The organism is Flavobacterium sp. HJSW_4 (genome assembly GCF_042436695.1).
Lineage (GTDB): Bacteria > Bacteroidota > Bacteroidia > Flavobacteriales > Flavobacteriaceae > Flavobacterium.
The window spans coordinates 17150-33536 of sequence record NZ_JBHNPP010000022.1 but is presented as its reverse complement, the minus strand read 5'-3'; the positions used below and the strand labels follow the sequence as shown (position 1 = coordinate 33536).

Genomic DNA, 16387 nt, shown 5'->3' with positions numbered 1-16387 from the left:
GTTTGTTTTTTGCAGTTTTCGAATTATTTCTTGTCTCGCGAAATGCTATTCGTTTTCTGCGTTTTCTGTTTGATTAAATATGTTTTTGTCGTGAATCAATTCATTAATGATTTCCGAAACTTCGATAAAATGACTCAGCTTTTCGTCTGAAACATGTTTTCTAACGGTTTCATTAAACTTCAGGACAGTATTTTTAGATAATTCTCTTTTTTCTTTTCCAAAATCCGTCAGATAGATTAAAACACCTCTTCCGTCGCTTGGGTTCTTTTTTCGCACAATCAAACCTTTGTCTTCCATCGATTTTAATGTCCTTGTTAAGCTTGTGGCTTCCATTCCCATTCTTGGCCCTAAAGCGGTCGATGGAGTTCCTTCTTCCTTGTCAATACTTAACAGAGCAAATCCCGTTGCCATTGTAGCATCGTATTTTGCAGCCTCTTCATTATACATTCTTGAAACAGCCTGCCATGTTGCTCTCAAAATATAATCTATCGTTTTGTCTTTCATAGGTAACTATATCGATTTCAAATATAATCAAAAAATACTATGCATGCATATTATTTTTTCATAAATTTTTGGTTAGTTAAAAAATAACCCTGATTTATAGGGTTTTGTGATGGTTTTGATTTGAAATATACTATTCTTTTTTTAGATTTTAACAATTTATGTATTGTAAAAATCTTTTTCTGGTATTTATTTTGGCTTTAATTTTGGATTATTCAAAAAACGATGTATTATTTTCAGTTGTTTCTGGAGTGTCATATCTCGAAATTGCTCGTTGTAAAATCTTTTTCATACGATTTCTCAGACTTTCGGGACGTAAAATTTCAATAGAATCTCCGAAACCTAACAATAGCCTTTCCATTTCATAATTAGGAGAAATATACAAATGGACAATAATGCTTCCGTCTTCGTTTTCCTTAATTACACGTTGAGAGGAATGCAGCGGTTTTGTAATCACGTAGGGCGCATTTGAAGCATCAATCCAAAGTTCGATGCGTCGCGGCTGTAAACCAGAATTGACGGTTACACCTATAATATCTTTGTAATAAGATTCGGCATCAAAATCTTCTTCTATATAAGGAAGGTTAAAATCGTAATCAATAGAAACGATTCTGTCCAAAGCTAAATTGGTAATGGGCTGAGATGCTTTTTTCTTTCCAATTAAAAACCAGCGGTTGTTGAATTCCTTCAATATAAAAGGATGAAAATGAAATTTCGTTTCTTCTTGAGATTTAAAAGATTTATAAGTAATTATCAGAACCATTTTTTTGATAATCGCTTGATAGATTTCATCTAAATAATGAAGTCCTTTCAGCTTTTCGTTTTTATCTAAATAAATGACAGGTTTGGTATGTGATTTTTCAGAATAGATTTTATCTTCCAATCGTTGTAAAATATCAGATACATCATTAAATAAAGAGAAATCTTTGAATTGTTTCAACATCGAAACAGTTTCTGTCAAAACATTCATATCGGTTTCCGTCAGCGGAATATCGGTTATCGAAAAATCGTCGTCTTCATATTTATAATACTTTTTATCGTAAACGACAATTGGAGCATTATAACCCAACTTTTCACTTCGCATTAGCTGAATATCCATTTGAATTGTTCGTTTACTAATAGGAATATCTCGGCCTTCATATTCAGACAAAGCTTCAGAACAACATTCGATTAAATCTTCAAGTGTCCATTGTCTGTATTTATTCTGAAGACATTTGTCGATTATCTTGTATCGAATTAAGGCGTTTTTGTTTTGTGACATACTGTGTGTGGTTTTTGCTCGCAAAGTCGCGAAGGCGCAAAGTTTTTTTTAATAAAGATTATTGAGATTGTTTCACGCAGATTAAAAATGATTTAGGCAGATTCAACAGATTATTTGAAAAAAATAAAAATCTTTTTAAATCTGCTCAAATCTGTAGAATCTGCGTGAAATAAAAAAACTTTGCGTCTTAGCGGCTTTGCGAGATTATTTTTTGCTTTCTAAATAACTTATCTCTTCTTCAATATTTCGTCTGGCGCGATCTTCATACAAATTCCGAAATTCATTGGTTTGAAAAATAAATTCATATTCCAGAAAATGTTTTAATGCTTTGGCTCTTCCAGGTTTGTATAGAAAATCAGGATAAATGCGATATTCTTTTCTGATTTGTTCAAAATAGATTTTGTAATCGTCCCAATCTTTGGCAAGGATTTTCAAATCAAAATCAATTAACCAATTAATATCTTCGTTTGTGTTATGTGCGTGAAGCTGTGTTGCGCAGATGGCATCAAAAACTAATTGCTTATTTAAAAGGTGTTTTTCATCTAAAATCGATAAAGCAAACTCGGCACTTTTCAATTCATTATCTTTTTTTGAAGCTGAATAGACAAAATCATGATAAAAAATAGAAAATAATATTTCGTTCGGATTTTGAAGACGATAGCGATAGGTTTCAAAACTCTCAATCATTTCTTTTAAATGCGTCAGATTATGATAATGCCTTGATTTCTTGGAATATGCTTTTTCTAAATCAGTCCAGTTTTGCTGAATTTCATTAGCTGAGAAACCAATGTTTAGAAGTAAATCGGTGTAGATTTTATTCAAATTCATCTTGTTTTTTACTCAAATTTAAAATTTCTTTTTTACTGCGCAAAATAATTGCGTAGTGGTTTTGAAATCTTTGCTCAAGAAATAAAACAAATAGTATTTCTTTAAAATGAAACAAAAATTTTACTACGCAGAATAATTGCGCACTAGTTTAGAAATCTTTGTTCAGAAATAAAAACAAACGTTCATAGAAATAAAAAATTGAAAAAAATAGGTCAAGTTTGAGTTACTTCGAAACACTTTCCACGTACTACTTAGACAATTACCTTTTTATTCAATATTTGAAGCAGTAGCTCAGCGGTAGAGCAGGTAGTTTTGAAATTATCCTTAAAAGGTCAATCTAAACTTACTTCGTACACTTCTAATGTCCATGTCGTGGGTTCGAATCCCATCTGCTTCACTATTAATGGTCAATTAAAACTTACGTCTAGAAAATTGGTACTCCGGTTCGAGTCCGGCAAGTTTTAAAATCATCATTAATAAAAACGAGGGTCAAGATTAACTTACTTCTACCAATCCGATATTTTGTTAGTTAATCCATTACACTCGAATTTAAGGTCAAGTGCTTCTTACTTCAAACACTCTTTTAGGTAGAACTCAGAAGCACAATTATCTAAATTTTAAAAATTAAAAAAAATGAAAACAAAAGAATTATTAAAAATCAGTTTACGTCAAAATGCTATTTTCATTCCATCAGAAATGATTGCGAGTGATAACAAGAATTTGTCAGGAATAACATCGGTTTTCGCAGCCAATATTTCAAAATTGGGTTATACATTTTCTGAAACGTTACTGCATGCTTTAAATAACGTTAGCCCAAATTATAAAATCGAGGTTTTAGAAGTGCTAAGAGAAGTTTTAGGAACAGATAAAAACTGGACGCCATTGGTGAAAGAATGGAATGTACCAACAAATGAATCTGTTATCGATCATATTATCACGTTTTTTGGAAATGTTTTCCAAACTAAAAACGGAACAGCTTTAGAATGCGGACATACAATTCCAGATAACACTTTTCCATTAGAAAGATATAACGGTTGTCCTTTCTGCGGTACTCCGTTTGAATTTGGTAAACTGGAAAAAATCGGTCAAGGAAGCAAATTGAAAGTCCTTGAATTGTGGAATGAAAAAGATTTAGAGAACTTCTATATCTCGTTATTACAGTCAAAAACTGCTTTAGACGCTACTCAGGTAGATAGTTTAAAAATGGCGATGAAATATTTGGCTTTGCCTAAAACAGAAGTTGCAATGAAGGAAACTTTAATGCTGGTGATCGATCTTTTGATTGAAAACGGTAATGAAGATTTGGCTTCGCAGTTTTTGAAAACGCCAACAGATATTTTGCGTTATTTATGGTATAAAAATACTGGAATGTTGCAGATTATCGAACCAAAAACGATTATCAAAAGAGCGACTAAAAACGGTCAGCATTTTCATAATTCATTAGATACAAGCGCGCAAGCAAGAATTGCATCTAAAAAAGATTTGAAACTAAAATATTCTCGAAAAGAATGTTTGATGGTGGCAAATTGGTTAAATAACATGAATTTGGATGTGGAAGCAATGTGCGAAATCATGCATCCAAAAAGAGGAATGTGGGTTCGTTTTATCCGAGCGTTACGTTTGGCAGAATACAGCAAAAGAAAAGGATTCGAGAAATTGAATTTTTTAATGGATGTATTCTACAACCAAGTGTACGATGTTTGGCAAAGCAAAGTGAATTCGTCAAGATTGAAATTTGACGCCGATAAAACATTTGGATTGTTGAAACAACGTCCAGGTTTGTTTGCTCGTTCGTTATTTTCGAATATGCTTTGGTTTGGAGCCGACGAAACAATCGCTCATTTCGAAGAAGTTATCGATAAAGTTCCAGCGAGATTGGTGTTTACGTTAAACATGTATGCGCAAAATTATTTCGATGTTAACATGCAGAGAAGTGTGAAACCTTTGGGTGGAACAAACAAACGTGTAGGATCAAATCAGTTGTTGAAGTTGTACGATGATAATCAGTTGGGAACAATGAAAAATCAAATCGAAGACTTGACTATTTTGGCGATGAAAAAACGATTTGCGTCGGTTTCAAATTCAAATAAGACAATTTATATCGATCCGCAATTGTTTAATATGCCGGTTTCTATTGGAGATAGAAGCGATACCGTTCAAGATTTACCAGTTGCTTTAATGGGAACACGTTTCCCAGTTGAAGGAAACGAAGTGCGATTGTTTATGCAATGGGGTGCAGCTTTGCCAGCGCAACATTTAGATATGGATTTGAGCTGTCATATCGCATACGAAGACCGTTCAGATATTTGTTCTTTCAGCCGATTGACAACTACAGGTTGTCAGCATAGTGGTGATATCAGAAGTATTCCGAATAAAATTGGAACTGCTGAATATATCAATATCAACATCGACGAATTAGCGAAAGCGAAAGCGAAATTTGTGACTTTTACTTGTAATGCGTACAGCAACGGAAGTATTACGCCAAATTTGGTTGTAGGTTGGATGAATAGCAAACATCCGATGAAAATTTCGGAGAAAACTGGTGTTGCGTACGATCCGTCGTGTGTAGATCATCAGGTTCGTGTGACGCAAAATGTTGCCAAAGGTTTGGTTTTTGGAGTGTTGGATGTAGCCAAAAGAGAAATCGTTTGGTTGGAGATGACTTTCGGAGGTCAGGTTGTGGGTGGTTTGGATTTCAAAGGAGTTCAGGCGTTATTGGCAAAATTGAACAGCAAATTGAATATTGGTAATTTATTACAATTAAAAGCGGAAGCTCAAGGTTTAACAATTACTGAAAATGAAATCGCTGATGAGGTGTACACAGCGCAATGGGCGATGAACCCAGCGGTGGTGACGCAATTGTTGATTGACTAGATAAAGGGACAGAGGCTCAAAGGAGCAAAGGTTCAGAGGTTATTTTCACGCAGATTTAAAAAGATTTCAGCAGATTAGCGCAGATTATTTATTAAAAAAATCTTTTTAGATCTGCTCAAATCAGCAAAATCTGCGTGAAATAAAATTTACAAAAATAATTACGCAGAAAAAACTTTGAATCTATGAACCTATGAACCTTTGTCCCTTAAAAAACAAAAATATGAAAACAACTTTTCCTTACCCGTATTATGTTTATGGTTCTGATGATTCTACAGATTTAGATGTAATTATCGTTATTTCAAAAGAAGAAATGCCTGAAAAACAAGAGGACAGAAAAAATAAAGTATTGGCACTTTTGAGAGAATATGATTTGAATTGGAATGCAACTTTTGCGGTAATTGAAAACGGAAGAATTTCAGATACAATTTTTACTAAATCATGGATTGATTCACTTAATAATGCATTGCTAGAAACGTATTCATTACATCAACAAAAGCATGAATTATTAGTAACAGAAAAACATCTTCGAAATAAAACTTTAGCCATTTATAAAGCAGTTCGTACTGTTTTGACAATGCTAACCAGAACGGAATATAGAACTCAGATTCGTCCAATTTTAAAAGGGATTCATGATTTTAATTTAAAACTAGAAGCGCTTAAGAATATAGATTTTGTTTCGATTTCTCAGTTCAATCAGAAGAATACTGATGATATTGATATTTGGAAAATCATTGCTTTTTATGTTGGACAAAATATTGCTTTAATTGAAAATGATATTGAAATATATACCAAGAAAAAATTAGTACATCATTTCAAAGAATTGGAACCTTTTATTTATAGAAAAGCAATTCTAGAGGAGGATAAAAAAGTATTGCAAAATTATATCAGCCATTGGTTGTCGCTGATTCATAATTTTGGACCGTTTCAATCAGAAAATGGTTTTTTGACTTGTAAAAATGAATGCATAGATATGTTGAATGAAAAGTTTTAAGAAATGAAATTACCCATTTATCAAATATTCGGTTCTGAAAATTCCCTCGATCTCGATTTGGTTTTCTTTATTGAAGAAATGCCCGAAACGATAGCAGAAAAACTTTCATTATCTAAAGAATTTAGCCAATCCGTAATTTCGTTTTTCCCTGAAAAGGAAATCAATGCTAATCTTGCTGTGCAACGAAATGGTCATTTGGTTGAGGTTTACAAAGGAACAACAGACGAATTGAATAATGCATTGTTTTATACGTATCAAAATCATCATCAGAAATTCGGCAATCAAATTACAAAACTTTTGGTTAGAGATGTTGATTTGAAATTTTTGAGAAGCGCCCGAATGATTTTATCTTTTTTGAGCAAAACAGAATATCGTTCAATGATAAAAAGTGCTTTAAAAGGAGATTTAGACGAAAAGATTGAGGCATTAGAAAAAATCGATTTGGAACAACTTTCCTCTTTTGGAAAAAACACGAATCTTTTGGATATTCAAAAATCGATTGCATTTCAGTTAGGACAAGCAATTTCACTTCATGAAGGGAAAGAATTGTACACCAAAAATGAAATCGCAAATGCATTTCCAGATTTGAAAAAATATCTTTCTAGAGAAGAAAATACAGATTTTGAGAATCTGCAAAAATGGCTTTTCAGTTTTATAACGATTCTCAAAAACAGAAGCTCCAAAATGAAAAATAAATCGGAGTATAAATATGAAGATGAAAATAAAATTTAACTGCGCAGAATGATTGCGCAGTTATTTTTGAATATTTGTTCAAAGAAAAGAACTAATGAATACAATCTTATTAAAAGAAATGATTTCGCAGAATTATGTCAAGGTAAACAAACACCCTGAACACGATTTGTATATTTACAACTATACTCAAAATGCACAATTTGAGAGAGTTTGGAACGAAATTACAATTGGCTGTCGAGGAATTATCTTAGATGGAAATAATAATGTTATAGCAAGACCTTTTCCTAAATTTTTTAATTTGGGTGAAATGGAAAATCAAGTTCTTCCTGATACCACTTTTGAAGTTTTTGATAAAATGGACGGTTCGTTAGGGATTTTGTATTGGATGAATGGCGTTCCTTTTATTGCAAGCCGCGGTTCATTTTCAAGCGATCAATCGGATAAAGGAAATGAAATGCTTCACGGAAAATATAAAGATTCGTGGGCATTGCTGGACAAATCGAAAACCTATTTGTTTGAAATTATTTATCCAGAAAACCGAATAGTTTTAGATTATGGAGTAGCGGAAGAATTGGTTTTGCTTGCCATTGTTGATACGCTTTCAGGTGAAGAATTTCCTCTTGAAGATATTGGGTTTCCGATAGTTCAGAAGTTTGACGGAGTAAAAGATATCAAAACTTTATCGGCATTAAATCAGAATAATAAAGAAGGTTTTGTGATTAAATACGCCAATAATTTTCGGGTAAAAATTAAATTTGAAGAATATCTTCGTTTGCACCGAATCATTACTCAGGTTTCTAATTTGAATATTTGGGAATATTTAAAAACAAATCAGTCATTTGAAGAAATTCTGGAACGTGTTCCTGATGAATTTTTTGCTTGGGTGAAACAAACCAAAACAGATTTAGAAAATGATTATAAAGCAATCGAAAATCAATGTAAATTAGATTTCAAAGAATTGGAATCTCGTAAAGAAACCGCATTGTATTTTCAGACTTGCAAATATCCAGGTGTTTTGTTTTCTATGCTTGATGATAAAAAACATTCAGAAGTTATTTGGAGAATGATTCGTCCAAAATTTGAAAAACCTTTTAATAGAGAAGAAGAATAAAATGAGAAAAGTAATTTTAATGAAAGGATTGCCGGGAAGCGGAAAATCTACTTTAGCAAAAAAGATAATTGCAGAAAATCCGGAAACTTACAAAAGAATCAACAGAGACGACCTGCGTGCCATGTTTGATAACGGAATTACGACTCAAAGCAATGAGAAATTCGTTAAAAAAGTGCGTGATTTATTAATTGTAAAATCTCTTGAAGAAGGAAAAAGTATTGTAATTGATGATACCAATTTGTCTGAAACGAACCTTAGACGTGTTTCGCAATTGGTTCAAGAATACAATGTAAAATTTAACGAAAAAGTTGAGGTTGAAGTGATCGAAGTCAATACAGATTTGGCTGTTTGTATAGAAAGAGATGCCTTGAGAGAAAAGCCAGTGGGAGAAAAAGTAATCAGAAAAATGCACCGTCAGTTTTTTAAAGATTCTCCTGAATATTGTACTCAAAATTCAGATTTGCCAAAAGCAATTATCTGCGATCTTGACGGAACATTGGCTTTGATGAACGGAAGAAATCCGTTTGATGCAAGCAAATGCGATGAAGACGAAATCAATAATCCAGTGGCAAATGTGTTGAGAAATTACAAGAAACTAGGATATGAAATTTTGTTGGTTTCTGGTAGAGAAGACCGATACAAAGAACCAACATTGCGTTTCCTTCAAAAACATGAAATCGAGTATGACGATCTGATCATGCGTAAAACTAAAGACAGCCGAAAAGATTCCATCATCAAAACCGAAATCTATAACGAATTTATAAAAGATAAATATTTCGTAGAATTTGTGTTAGACGATAGAAACCAAGTGGTAGATACTTGGAGAAATGATCTGAAACTGCCTTGCTTCCAAGTGTATTACGGAGATTTTTAGTTTTTGAGGTTCAAAGGGGCAGAGGTTCAAAGGGGCAAAGGTTTTTTCTCATCTTATGTCATTTCGACGTTAGGAGAAATCTCCGCAAGTAGCTCCGCAACGCATGTCCAATTCTTTGTAGAGTTTCTCACGGAGATTTCTCCTCCGTCGAAATGACAAACTTTGCGCAAACTTTGTTTCACGCTCCCGATAGCTATCGGGATTAAAAAGATTTAAGCAGATCGTCACAGATTAGTTAAAAAAAAATCTAATTAAATCTGCTAGAATCTGCCGAATCTGCGTGAAATAAAAAACTTTGCGAGAACAAAATAAAGCCCTAGCGGCAAAAAAAATAAAAAATAACAATAAGGCTCAAAGAGAAGAAACCTTTGTCCCTCTGAACCTTTGAGCCTTTGTAACTTAAAAAAAATGACATATATAGATATCGGAATTAATTTGACCAACAAACAATTCCAAAACGACATAGACGATGTTGTACAAGACGCAGTAGACGCAGACGTATCACAAATGATACTCACAGGTACGAGCGTACGAAATAGCGATGAATCGGCTAAAATTGCGCGACAATACCCAGGCGTGTTGTATGCAACGGCAGGAATTCACCCGCATGATGCGAAGAGTTTTGATGCGCAGAGCATTTCGAAACTGAAGAATTTATTACAGCAGAAACACGTAGTTTCTGTTGGCGAATGCGGACTCGATTTTGATCGTGATTTTTCGCCCCGAAACAAACAGGAAGAATGTTATAGAGCGCAGTTAGAATTGGCGATTGAAGTTCAGAAACCTTTGTTTTTGCATGAGAGAGCCGCTTTTAGTTCTTTTATGAATATCACAAAAGACTATCTGCCGAAACTGCCGAAAGGCGTTGTGCATTGTTTTACAGGAACGCTGCAAGAAGCTAAAACCTATCTCGATAACGGATTTTATCTGGGTTTTACGGGAGCGATTTCAGATGCCAAACGTTTCGGTCATTTAAAAGAAGTCATTCAGTACGTACCGCTCGACCGAATGATGATTGAAACCGATGCGCCTTTTATGCTTCCTAAAAACGTCCCGAACAGCCTTTTGAAGAAATACCACGAACGACGATGCGAGCCGTCTTTTCTGCCGTATGTAGCGGGAACAATCGCACAGTTTAAAGGTATTGCTTTGGATAAAGTTGCAGAGGAAACGACGAGGAATGCTAAAGTTTTTTTTGGGATTTAAAATTCTAAAAGTTTGTATAGATTTACAGAAAAAGCAGTAATGGAACAAGGAAATGAAGATTTTAAAATACTCACGGATTATATATTGTCAATTAAATTTATGCAAGGATTTGATTTTATTGACTTTATTGATTTTGATTCAATTGAAGATTGGGCAATACAATTAATCAATTTAGGATGTGAGAATGAAGCTCTTTATACCTTAGCTGCTTTTTATAAGCCTATTAATCCTGATGAAATTATGCCTTATTTAAAGCGTACTTTTTTAGAATTGAATTTAAAAGAAAAGGAAGGAGATGAAGCGGAAATATGTTATGCACGATATCATCTTGCTAAAGTTGTAAAGGGAGAAGATGTGAAGACAAATTTATATTATGCTATTCCATTCTGTGATGGAGATGGTAGAAAATCACATCCAGAAACGGAACTTAATTTTGGAGTTCTTAGTGAAATTTGGCTTGATATGAAATATGATTCTGACTATTGGTATAGAGGAGTTAATATTAGCAATATTGAACAAAAAGTTATTGAAAAAGCTAAATGGTGGTTAAAAAATAATCCTATAAATTAAAATATTTAAGACTCAATTGAAATAGAAAAGTTTTATCAATGACAAATCCCAAAAACCGAGGAAAAGAAGCAAGCGACGACGCTTTGTTTGGAACTGAGAAAATGCAGTTCAAACTAAAAGAAGCCGTAACCGATATGCATTATTTTTTAAGCCGAGGTTATGGCGAAAAATCGACATTAGTTTTAGTTGGAAACCGTTATCGTTTAAATGCGCGTCAGCAGCAGGCGGTTCGCGGAATGAGCGCTTCTCAAGAACAGATTGATAATCGAAAATCAAAAGAAATTGAAAGTCAGGATCTGGAAGGAAAAGAGATTTGTTTTGACAGATTTAATGTTCTCATTTTACTTGAAAGTATTTTGTCAAACGCTTATGTTTTTAAAGGACAAGACGGTTTTATCCGTGATTTGTCGAGTGTGTATGGAACTTATAAAAAAGTAAAACAGACTTCTGAGGCCATTGAATTGATAGGGGATTTTTTTAGAAACGAAAAAATTAAAAAGGCACTTTGGTTATTTGACAAACCCGTTTCAAACAGCGGAAAATTAAAGCAAATGATAGAAGAAATTGCCTTCGAGAATAATTTCAATTGGGAAGTACAATTAGTAAACAACCCCGATAAAGCAATTGCCGAAAGTAATTACATAGCGGTAACTTCAGACGCTTGGATTTTGGATAACGCTTATGCTAATTTCAATTTAATGAAATACATACTGTCGCAAATGAGTGTAAAAGAAACTGTAATTTGCCTTGAATAAAAATGAAACACAATCTCTTTAACGAAATTAAATCGGTAATTCCAGATCTTGATAAAGAATGGAAAGAAAAATATGCTTTGTTTTTGACAGATGAAAATCTAAGGCTTTTTTCAGAAAACTTGATTTTATTTCATAATCAGAAAGCAGAAATTTCGAGACTTCCTTATTTTAAAGATGAAATTGTAGTTTCGTTGCAAGATGCTGTTTTTTATTTTAAAGCTGTTTTAGAAGATTTAGGAAACGATTCAAACCACTTTCGTCAAAGTTTAATTCAGACATTTCAAGAAACGCCATTTGAAAACGTATTGCTTATTTTAGGACAACGTTTAACTTCGGCTAGCCAGCGTGATGAAAACGGAATTCCACCAGCGAAAGAAATTCTTTTAGAAAGCTGTTTTGAACCTTTCAATAAAGAAATTTCAATTGCAGCAAGAGCTTGGGAAAAACATGTTGGTAGAAAAAAGGACAGTATTTTTGGAGAAATAAAAGGAAATACAATCCAGAAAAAAGAGAAAGTTGAAGAACTGATTTATTACATTATAAGTTACAAAACATGGTGGAATATTTTCTATCATTATAAACATGGTTTGGTGTACGAAATAAGAGTGCAAAATGGCCAAGGATTAAGATGGTCTGCAGATGGAAAAAAGTTCATTGGGTTTTTAGAAGATTTTCTGGAAGAGTAATTTTTAAATAATTAATGCCTTTATGGCAAAAAAATGTTAGCTTTTAAATCAGTGGTTTGTACTTGGTTTGAAGGCTTCTTGATTAAATATATTTGGTGCAATCATGAAAGAAAAAATACTTGAAAAATTAAAAGAAATAGAGAAACAAAAAGATATAGAAATACTTTTTGCTGCTGAATCAGGAAGTCGTGCATGGGGATTTGCTTCTCCTGATAGCGACTATGATATTCGTTTTATATACAAACACAAACTTGATTATTATTTGTCTCTTTGGGAAAAACCAGATGTAATAGAATTCATGACCGAAGAAGATTTTGATGGTTCTGGTTGGGATTTACGAAAATCCGTAAGATTATTAGCAAAATCAAGTGCATCTTTGATAGAATGGTTGTATTCGCCAATTGTATATTATGAAAATGAAGATTTTGTAAAACAAATGCGTGAGATAGCTAAAGAATGTTTTTCGCCTATAGCGGTTTTACACCACTATTTGGGGACAACGAAGAATTTTATGGAAGTCTGCGAAATGGAAGAAGTGAAACTAAAAAGTTATTTCTATGCTTTGCGTACTGCATTAGCTGGAAAATGGATTATAGAAAACAGAACTTTTCCACCTGTAGCTTTTGCTGATTTATTGCCAATTGCACCAAAAAATATACAGGAAAAAATACTGGAATTGCAAGAAATAAAAGCTACTCACGACGAAAAATATCTGCATCCAAAAGAAAATTTGATAACTGATTTTTTATTGGAAACAGTAAAATTTAACCATGAAAACGCAAGTAATTTATTAGGTGGGAAGAAGTTGAGTGAGGAGTTAGATTTGTTTTTTAGGGAGATAATAAAATAAAAAAAATATGAAAGGTTCTTTTGATTTAATTATAGAAGATACAAAAAAAAATAGAGATTATTTTTTAGGTGAAGAAGAAAAATTTATGTCCTTCCTTCCAAAGTTTAGTACAATTAATATAATAGTTGGAGCAAATAATAGTGGTAAAAGTAGATTCATTAGGAATTTAATGACTTTTAAAAATTTTAATGCTGTTGATGATCTTTTGAAAATTAGAGAATTTGTTCCTGTTTATAATATGGAGGTAGAGGAAACGAATGTAAAAATTTACAATAGAATATCAAGGAATCAGCAAAGAGCAGTTAATACGTATTATGCAGAATCAGAGTCTTATAAGAGAAATGTAAAAACTCTGCTTGCTAACAAATTAAAAAATTTAGAAATGACTTCATTAGACAATTTTGTGACAGTTGTAAATGGGAACATTTCAAATCTTCAAAATCTAAAACATCTTGGTGTAGAAAATGATTATTTATGCAATTTTAATGAAATCGATGGAAATTTTCATAAAGAATATAAAAATTTTAAAAGTTATTATATTCCTACTTTAAGATCCGCTCATTCCATATTTAATTTTGAGCCAGATTTAAATAAATATTCTAAGATTGAAGATGACGTTTATTTACATACTTATTTAAAGAATTATAAAATAAGTAATGATGTTGAAATATTTACTGGTTTACATTTATATAGAGAAATTCTAAATGCAAGAAATTCTAAAAGAGAAACAAGAAATAAATTTGAAAAATTTCAAGACTTTGTTGGAGAGAATTTCTTTGATGGAAAAAAAATAGATATTGTTGCAGAATTTAAGAAAGAATATAATCTTGATGGAAAAAATGATAATGAAATAATAAGTATTGATATTGAAGGTGAAATAAAATCGAGGGATCTTTGTGATTTGGGAGATGGAATTCAAGCATTAATAATTTTAATGTATAAGATTTTTATGGCTGAAGATAATTCATTTATGTATATTGATGAACCTGAATTAAATCTTCATCCAGGAATGCAAAGGTTATTTTTAGAGCAAATTACAAATAACAAGGATTTAAAAAAGAAAAATCTAACTTATATTATAACAACACATTCTAATCATTTTTTAGATTTGACAATTGAAAAAGAAGATGTTTCTATTTATTCATTTTCTCAAAAAAAATCAGATATCGGTGAGACACAATTTATAATTAAAAATGTAAATAGAGGAGATAACAAATTGCTTAAGGAATTGGGTGTGAATAATTCATCTGTTTTCATGGCAAATTGTAGTATTTGGGTTGAAGGAATATCAGATAGGAATTATATAAAAGCATTTTTAAAATCATACTGTGATTCAATTGGAAAATCATATCCCAAAGAGGATATAGATTTTGCATTTTTTGAATATGCAGGTTCTAATATTGATCATTATATTTTCGAAGACGAAATAGAAAATGAAAAAAAAGAATTCGTTATTAATGATATTAAAGCTCTATCCCTTAGTAACAAGATATTTTTACTAGCAGATTCAGATGCAGTAACAAGAACGAAAAATAAACAAAAGTTTGAAAGATTAGAAGCTTTAAAAAATGCCGAATCGGATAATTTTAGACCTAAAATTATTTGGGATGTTAGAGAAATTGAAAATCTGCTTACCAATGACATTTGGAAAAAGGTTTTGATTAATTTCTGTAATGAAAAATTAGTAAATCAATACGAAATTGAAATTCAAAATAAAATAGAATTAGCACTAGCGAAAATTGATGCTAATAAATTTAAAAAAAAATATATAGGTAATTTTTTATATAATTTGAGAGAAGAAATTAGCAAGAAAGGAAATGTTTATATTCTTAATAAATCATTTTATGAAACTAAAAAAAATGGTACTTATGGTACTATTATAGATAAAAGAGGATTAAGTGAAAAAGTATTAGAAGCAGATTTTCCTTGGATCGTTTTTTCTAAAAATAAAGAAATTAAAAACTTAACAATTGAAATTTACGATTTCATCACCAAAAAAACATGACCATCCAAAACCTAAAATCCCAAAAACTAATTCTTTTCGAAGTTATTTCGGGAAGCAGGTCTTTTGGTTTAAATACACCAACTTCTGATACTGATATAAAAGGTGTGTATTACTTACCAAAAGAAAAATTCTTTGGGTTAGATTATATTCCACAAGTTAGTAATGAAACCAATGATGAGGTGTATTATGAAATTGGTCGTTTTGTAGAACTATTGCTCAAAAACAATCCAAATATTTTGGAGATTTTGGCTTCGCCAGAAGATTGTATTTTGTACAAACATCCGTTGATGGAGCAGTTAAAAATTGAAGATTTCTTGTCGAAACTCTGTAAAGATTCTTTTGCGGGTTATGCTGTAACGCAAATTAAAAAGGCGAGAGGTTTAAATAAGAAAATCGTAAATCCGTTGCCAAAGGAAAAGAAAAGTCTTCTGGATTTTTGTTACGTTTTGAAAGATTATAAAACAGTTTCGGTTTCAGAATTTTTAGACGAAAATAATTTGAAGCAAGAACATATTGGTTTGGTTGATTTGCCAAATTCAAAAGGAATGTTTGCAATGTTTTATGATCAAGAAAAAACATTGGGTTATAAAGGAATTATTAAAAAGGAAAACTCAAATGAAGTTTCACTCTCATCGATTCCAAAAAACGAAAAACTAATCGGTTATTTATCTTGCAATCAAGATGGTTATTCAAAATATTGTAAAGAATATACAGAATATTGGGATTGGATTGAAAAGCGAAATGAAGATCGTTATAATACCAACCAAAAGCATGGAAAAAATTACGATAGTAAAAATATGATGCATACTATCAGACTTTTGCAAACGGCTGAACAAATTCTTTCAACGGGAAAGTTAAATATTAGAGTTTCAAATCGGGAGGAGTTATTAGACATAAAAGCAGGAAACAGAGAATATGATGACTTACTCGAAATGGCAGATAATTTAATTGCTTCAATAGAAAATCATTATCAAAGAACAATTCTTCCTGAAAAACCAGATGAACAGAAAGCAATTCAAACTTTGATTGAAATTAGAGAAGAATTATACCGCTAATAATAATTTCTATCTTTGTTTTTCCTTTTGATTTAGAATTATATTTCGAAAAATTAAAAAGTAGGTTTTTTCTTTCTTTTTGAAATAAAAAATATATCTTTGTTATCGACAAAACATTTATCGGTAA

15 protein-coding genes and 1 tRNA gene are annotated in these 16387 nt (G+C 31.8%); 13 read left to right on the top strand and 3 right to left on the bottom strand.

Features of this window, described 5'->3' with window-relative positions; all coding sequences use genetic code 11:
* Positions 1 to 45 precede the first annotated feature (45 nt).
* The 3 genes from ACE01P_RS18250 to ACE01P_RS18240 form a co-directional block, all read right to left on the bottom strand.
* Positions 46 to 504, bottom strand: coding sequence for a MarR family winged helix-turn-helix transcriptional regulator (locus ACE01P_RS18250; RefSeq protein ID WP_379700364.1), 459 nt, complete (start codon positions 502 to 504; stop codon positions 46 to 48).
* Between the two features lie 208 nt (positions 505 to 712).
* The gene (locus ACE01P_RS18245) at positions 713 to 1762 is read right to left on the bottom strand and encodes a helix-turn-helix transcriptional regulator (RefSeq protein WP_379700362.1); all 1050 of its coding nucleotides are present in this window, start codon (positions 1760 to 1762) and stop codon (positions 713 to 715) included.
* Positions 1763 to 1966: 204 nt separating this feature from the next.
* Positions 1967 to 2590, bottom strand: a complete 624-nt coding sequence (locus ACE01P_RS18240) for a hypothetical protein (protein ID WP_379700360.1) — start codon at positions 2588 to 2590, stop codon at positions 1967 to 1969.
* Between the two features lie 280 nt (positions 2591 to 2870).
* Between ACE01P_RS18240 and ACE01P_RS18235 the strand changes: the two genes are divergently transcribed.
* The 13 genes from ACE01P_RS18235 to ACE01P_RS18175 all read left to right on the top strand — a co-directional run bounded on the left by ACE01P_RS18235 (position 2871) and on the right by ACE01P_RS18175 (position 16260).
* Positions 2871 to 2987, top strand: a tRNA-OTHER gene (locus ACE01P_RS18235).
* Positions 2988 to 3223: 236 nt separating this feature from the next.
* Positions 3224 to 5464 (top strand): hypothetical protein, encoded by a 2241-nt coding sequence (locus ACE01P_RS18230; protein ID WP_379700358.1) that lies wholly within the window; start codon positions 3224 to 3226, stop codon positions 5462 to 5464.
* A 220-nt stretch (positions 5465 to 5684) separates the two neighbouring features.
* The gene (locus ACE01P_RS18225) at positions 5685 to 6455 is read left to right on the top strand and encodes a hypothetical protein (protein ID WP_379700357.1); all 771 of its coding nucleotides are present in this window, start codon (positions 5685 to 5687) and stop codon (positions 6453 to 6455) included.
* 3 nt (positions 6456 to 6458) lie between these two features.
* Entirely contained in the window at positions 6459 to 7187 is a 729-nt protein-coding gene (locus tag ACE01P_RS18220; RefSeq protein WP_379700356.1) for a hypothetical protein, read from the top strand.
* Between the two features lie 55 nt (positions 7188 to 7242).
* The gene (locus ACE01P_RS18215; RefSeq protein ID WP_379700355.1) at positions 7243 to 8259 is read left to right on the top strand and encodes an RNA ligase; all 1017 of its coding nucleotides are present in this window, start codon (positions 7243 to 7245) and stop codon (positions 8257 to 8259) included.
* A gap of 1 nt (position 8260) precedes the next feature.
* A complete protein-coding gene (locus ACE01P_RS18210) occupies positions 8261 to 9133 on the top strand; it encodes an AAA family ATPase (RefSeq protein WP_379700353.1) in 873 nt (290 codons plus the stop codon).
* A 408-nt stretch (positions 9134 to 9541) separates the two neighbouring features.
* Complete coding sequence (locus ACE01P_RS18205; protein WP_379700352.1) at positions 9542 to 10339, top strand: TatD family hydrolase; 798 nt, start codon at positions 9542 to 9544, stop codon at positions 10337 to 10339.
* A gap of 12 nt (positions 10340 to 10351) precedes the next feature.
* Complete coding sequence (locus ACE01P_RS18200) at positions 10352 to 10909, top strand: hypothetical protein (protein ID WP_379700350.1); 558 nt, start codon at positions 10352 to 10354, stop codon at positions 10907 to 10909.
* 38 nt (positions 10910 to 10947) lie between these two features.
* Positions 10948 to 11664, top strand: a complete 717-nt coding sequence (locus ACE01P_RS18195; RefSeq protein ID WP_379700349.1) for a DUF434 domain-containing protein — start codon at positions 10948 to 10950, stop codon at positions 11662 to 11664.
* A 2-nt stretch (positions 11665 to 11666) separates the two neighbouring features.
* Positions 11667 to 12350 carry a hypothetical protein gene (locus ACE01P_RS18190; protein ID WP_379700347.1) on the top strand — a complete coding sequence of 228 codons (684 nt, stop codon included), beginning with the start codon at positions 11667 to 11669 and terminating at the stop codon, positions 12348 to 12350.
* Between the two features lie 103 nt (positions 12351 to 12453).
* On the top strand, positions 12454 to 13200 hold the full coding sequence (locus ACE01P_RS18185) for a DNA polymerase beta superfamily protein (RefSeq protein ID WP_379700346.1): 747 nt from the start codon (positions 12454 to 12456) through the stop codon (positions 13198 to 13200).
* A gap of 7 nt (positions 13201 to 13207) precedes the next feature.
* Positions 13208 to 15205 (top strand): AAA family ATPase, encoded by a 1998-nt coding sequence (locus ACE01P_RS18180; RefSeq protein ID WP_379700344.1) that lies wholly within the window; start codon positions 13208 to 13210, stop codon positions 15203 to 15205.
* Positions 15202 to 16260, top strand: a complete 1059-nt coding sequence (locus tag ACE01P_RS18175; RefSeq protein WP_379700342.1) for a DNA polymerase beta superfamily protein — start codon at positions 15202 to 15204, stop codon at positions 16258 to 16260. The genes ACE01P_RS18180 and ACE01P_RS18175 overlap by 4 nt, the downstream gene beginning before the upstream one ends.
* Positions 16261 to 16387 lie beyond the last annotated feature (127 nt).

Coding starts and splice junctions, on each gene's coding strand:
- ACE01P_RS18250 (WP_379700364.1), bottom strand. CDS start 504: ATGAAAGACAAAACGATAGATTATATTTTGAGAGCAACATGGCAGGCT.
- ACE01P_RS18245 (WP_379700362.1), bottom strand. CDS start 1,762: ATGTCACAAAACAAAAACGCCTTAATTCGATACAAGATAATCGACAAA.
- ACE01P_RS18240 (WP_379700360.1), bottom strand. CDS start 2,590: ATGAATTTGAATAAAATCTACACCGATTTACTTCTAAACATTGGTTTC.
- ACE01P_RS18230 (WP_379700358.1), top strand. CDS start 3,224: ATGAAAACAAAAGAATTATTAAAAATCAGTTTACGTCAAAATGCTATT.
- ACE01P_RS18225 (WP_379700357.1), top strand. CDS start 5,685: ATGAAAACAACTTTTCCTTACCCGTATTATGTTTATGGTTCTGATGAT.
- ACE01P_RS18220 (WP_379700356.1), top strand. CDS start 6,459: ATGAAATTACCCATTTATCAAATATTCGGTTCTGAAAATTCCCTCGAT.
- ACE01P_RS18215 (WP_379700355.1), top strand. CDS start 7,243: ATGAATACAATCTTATTAAAAGAAATGATTTCGCAGAATTATGTCAAG.
- ACE01P_RS18210 (WP_379700353.1), top strand. CDS start 8,261: ATGAGAAAAGTAATTTTAATGAAAGGATTGCCGGGAAGCGGAAAATCT.
- ACE01P_RS18205 (WP_379700352.1), top strand. CDS start 9,542: ATGACATATATAGATATCGGAATTAATTTGACCAACAAACAATTCCAA.
- ACE01P_RS18195 (WP_379700349.1), top strand. CDS start 10,948: ATGACAAATCCCAAAAACCGAGGAAAAGAAGCAAGCGACGACGCTTTG.
- ACE01P_RS18190 (WP_379700347.1), top strand. CDS start 11,667: ATGAAACACAATCTCTTTAACGAAATTAAATCGGTAATTCCAGATCTT.
- ACE01P_RS18185 (WP_379700346.1), top strand. CDS start 12,454: ATGAAAGAAAAAATACTTGAAAAATTAAAAGAAATAGAGAAACAAAAA.
- ACE01P_RS18180 (WP_379700344.1), top strand. CDS start 13,208: ATGAAAGGTTCTTTTGATTTAATTATAGAAGATACAAAAAAAAATAGA.
- ACE01P_RS18175 (WP_379700342.1), top strand. CDS start 15,202: ATGACCATCCAAAACCTAAAATCCCAAAAACTAATTCTTTTCGAAGTT.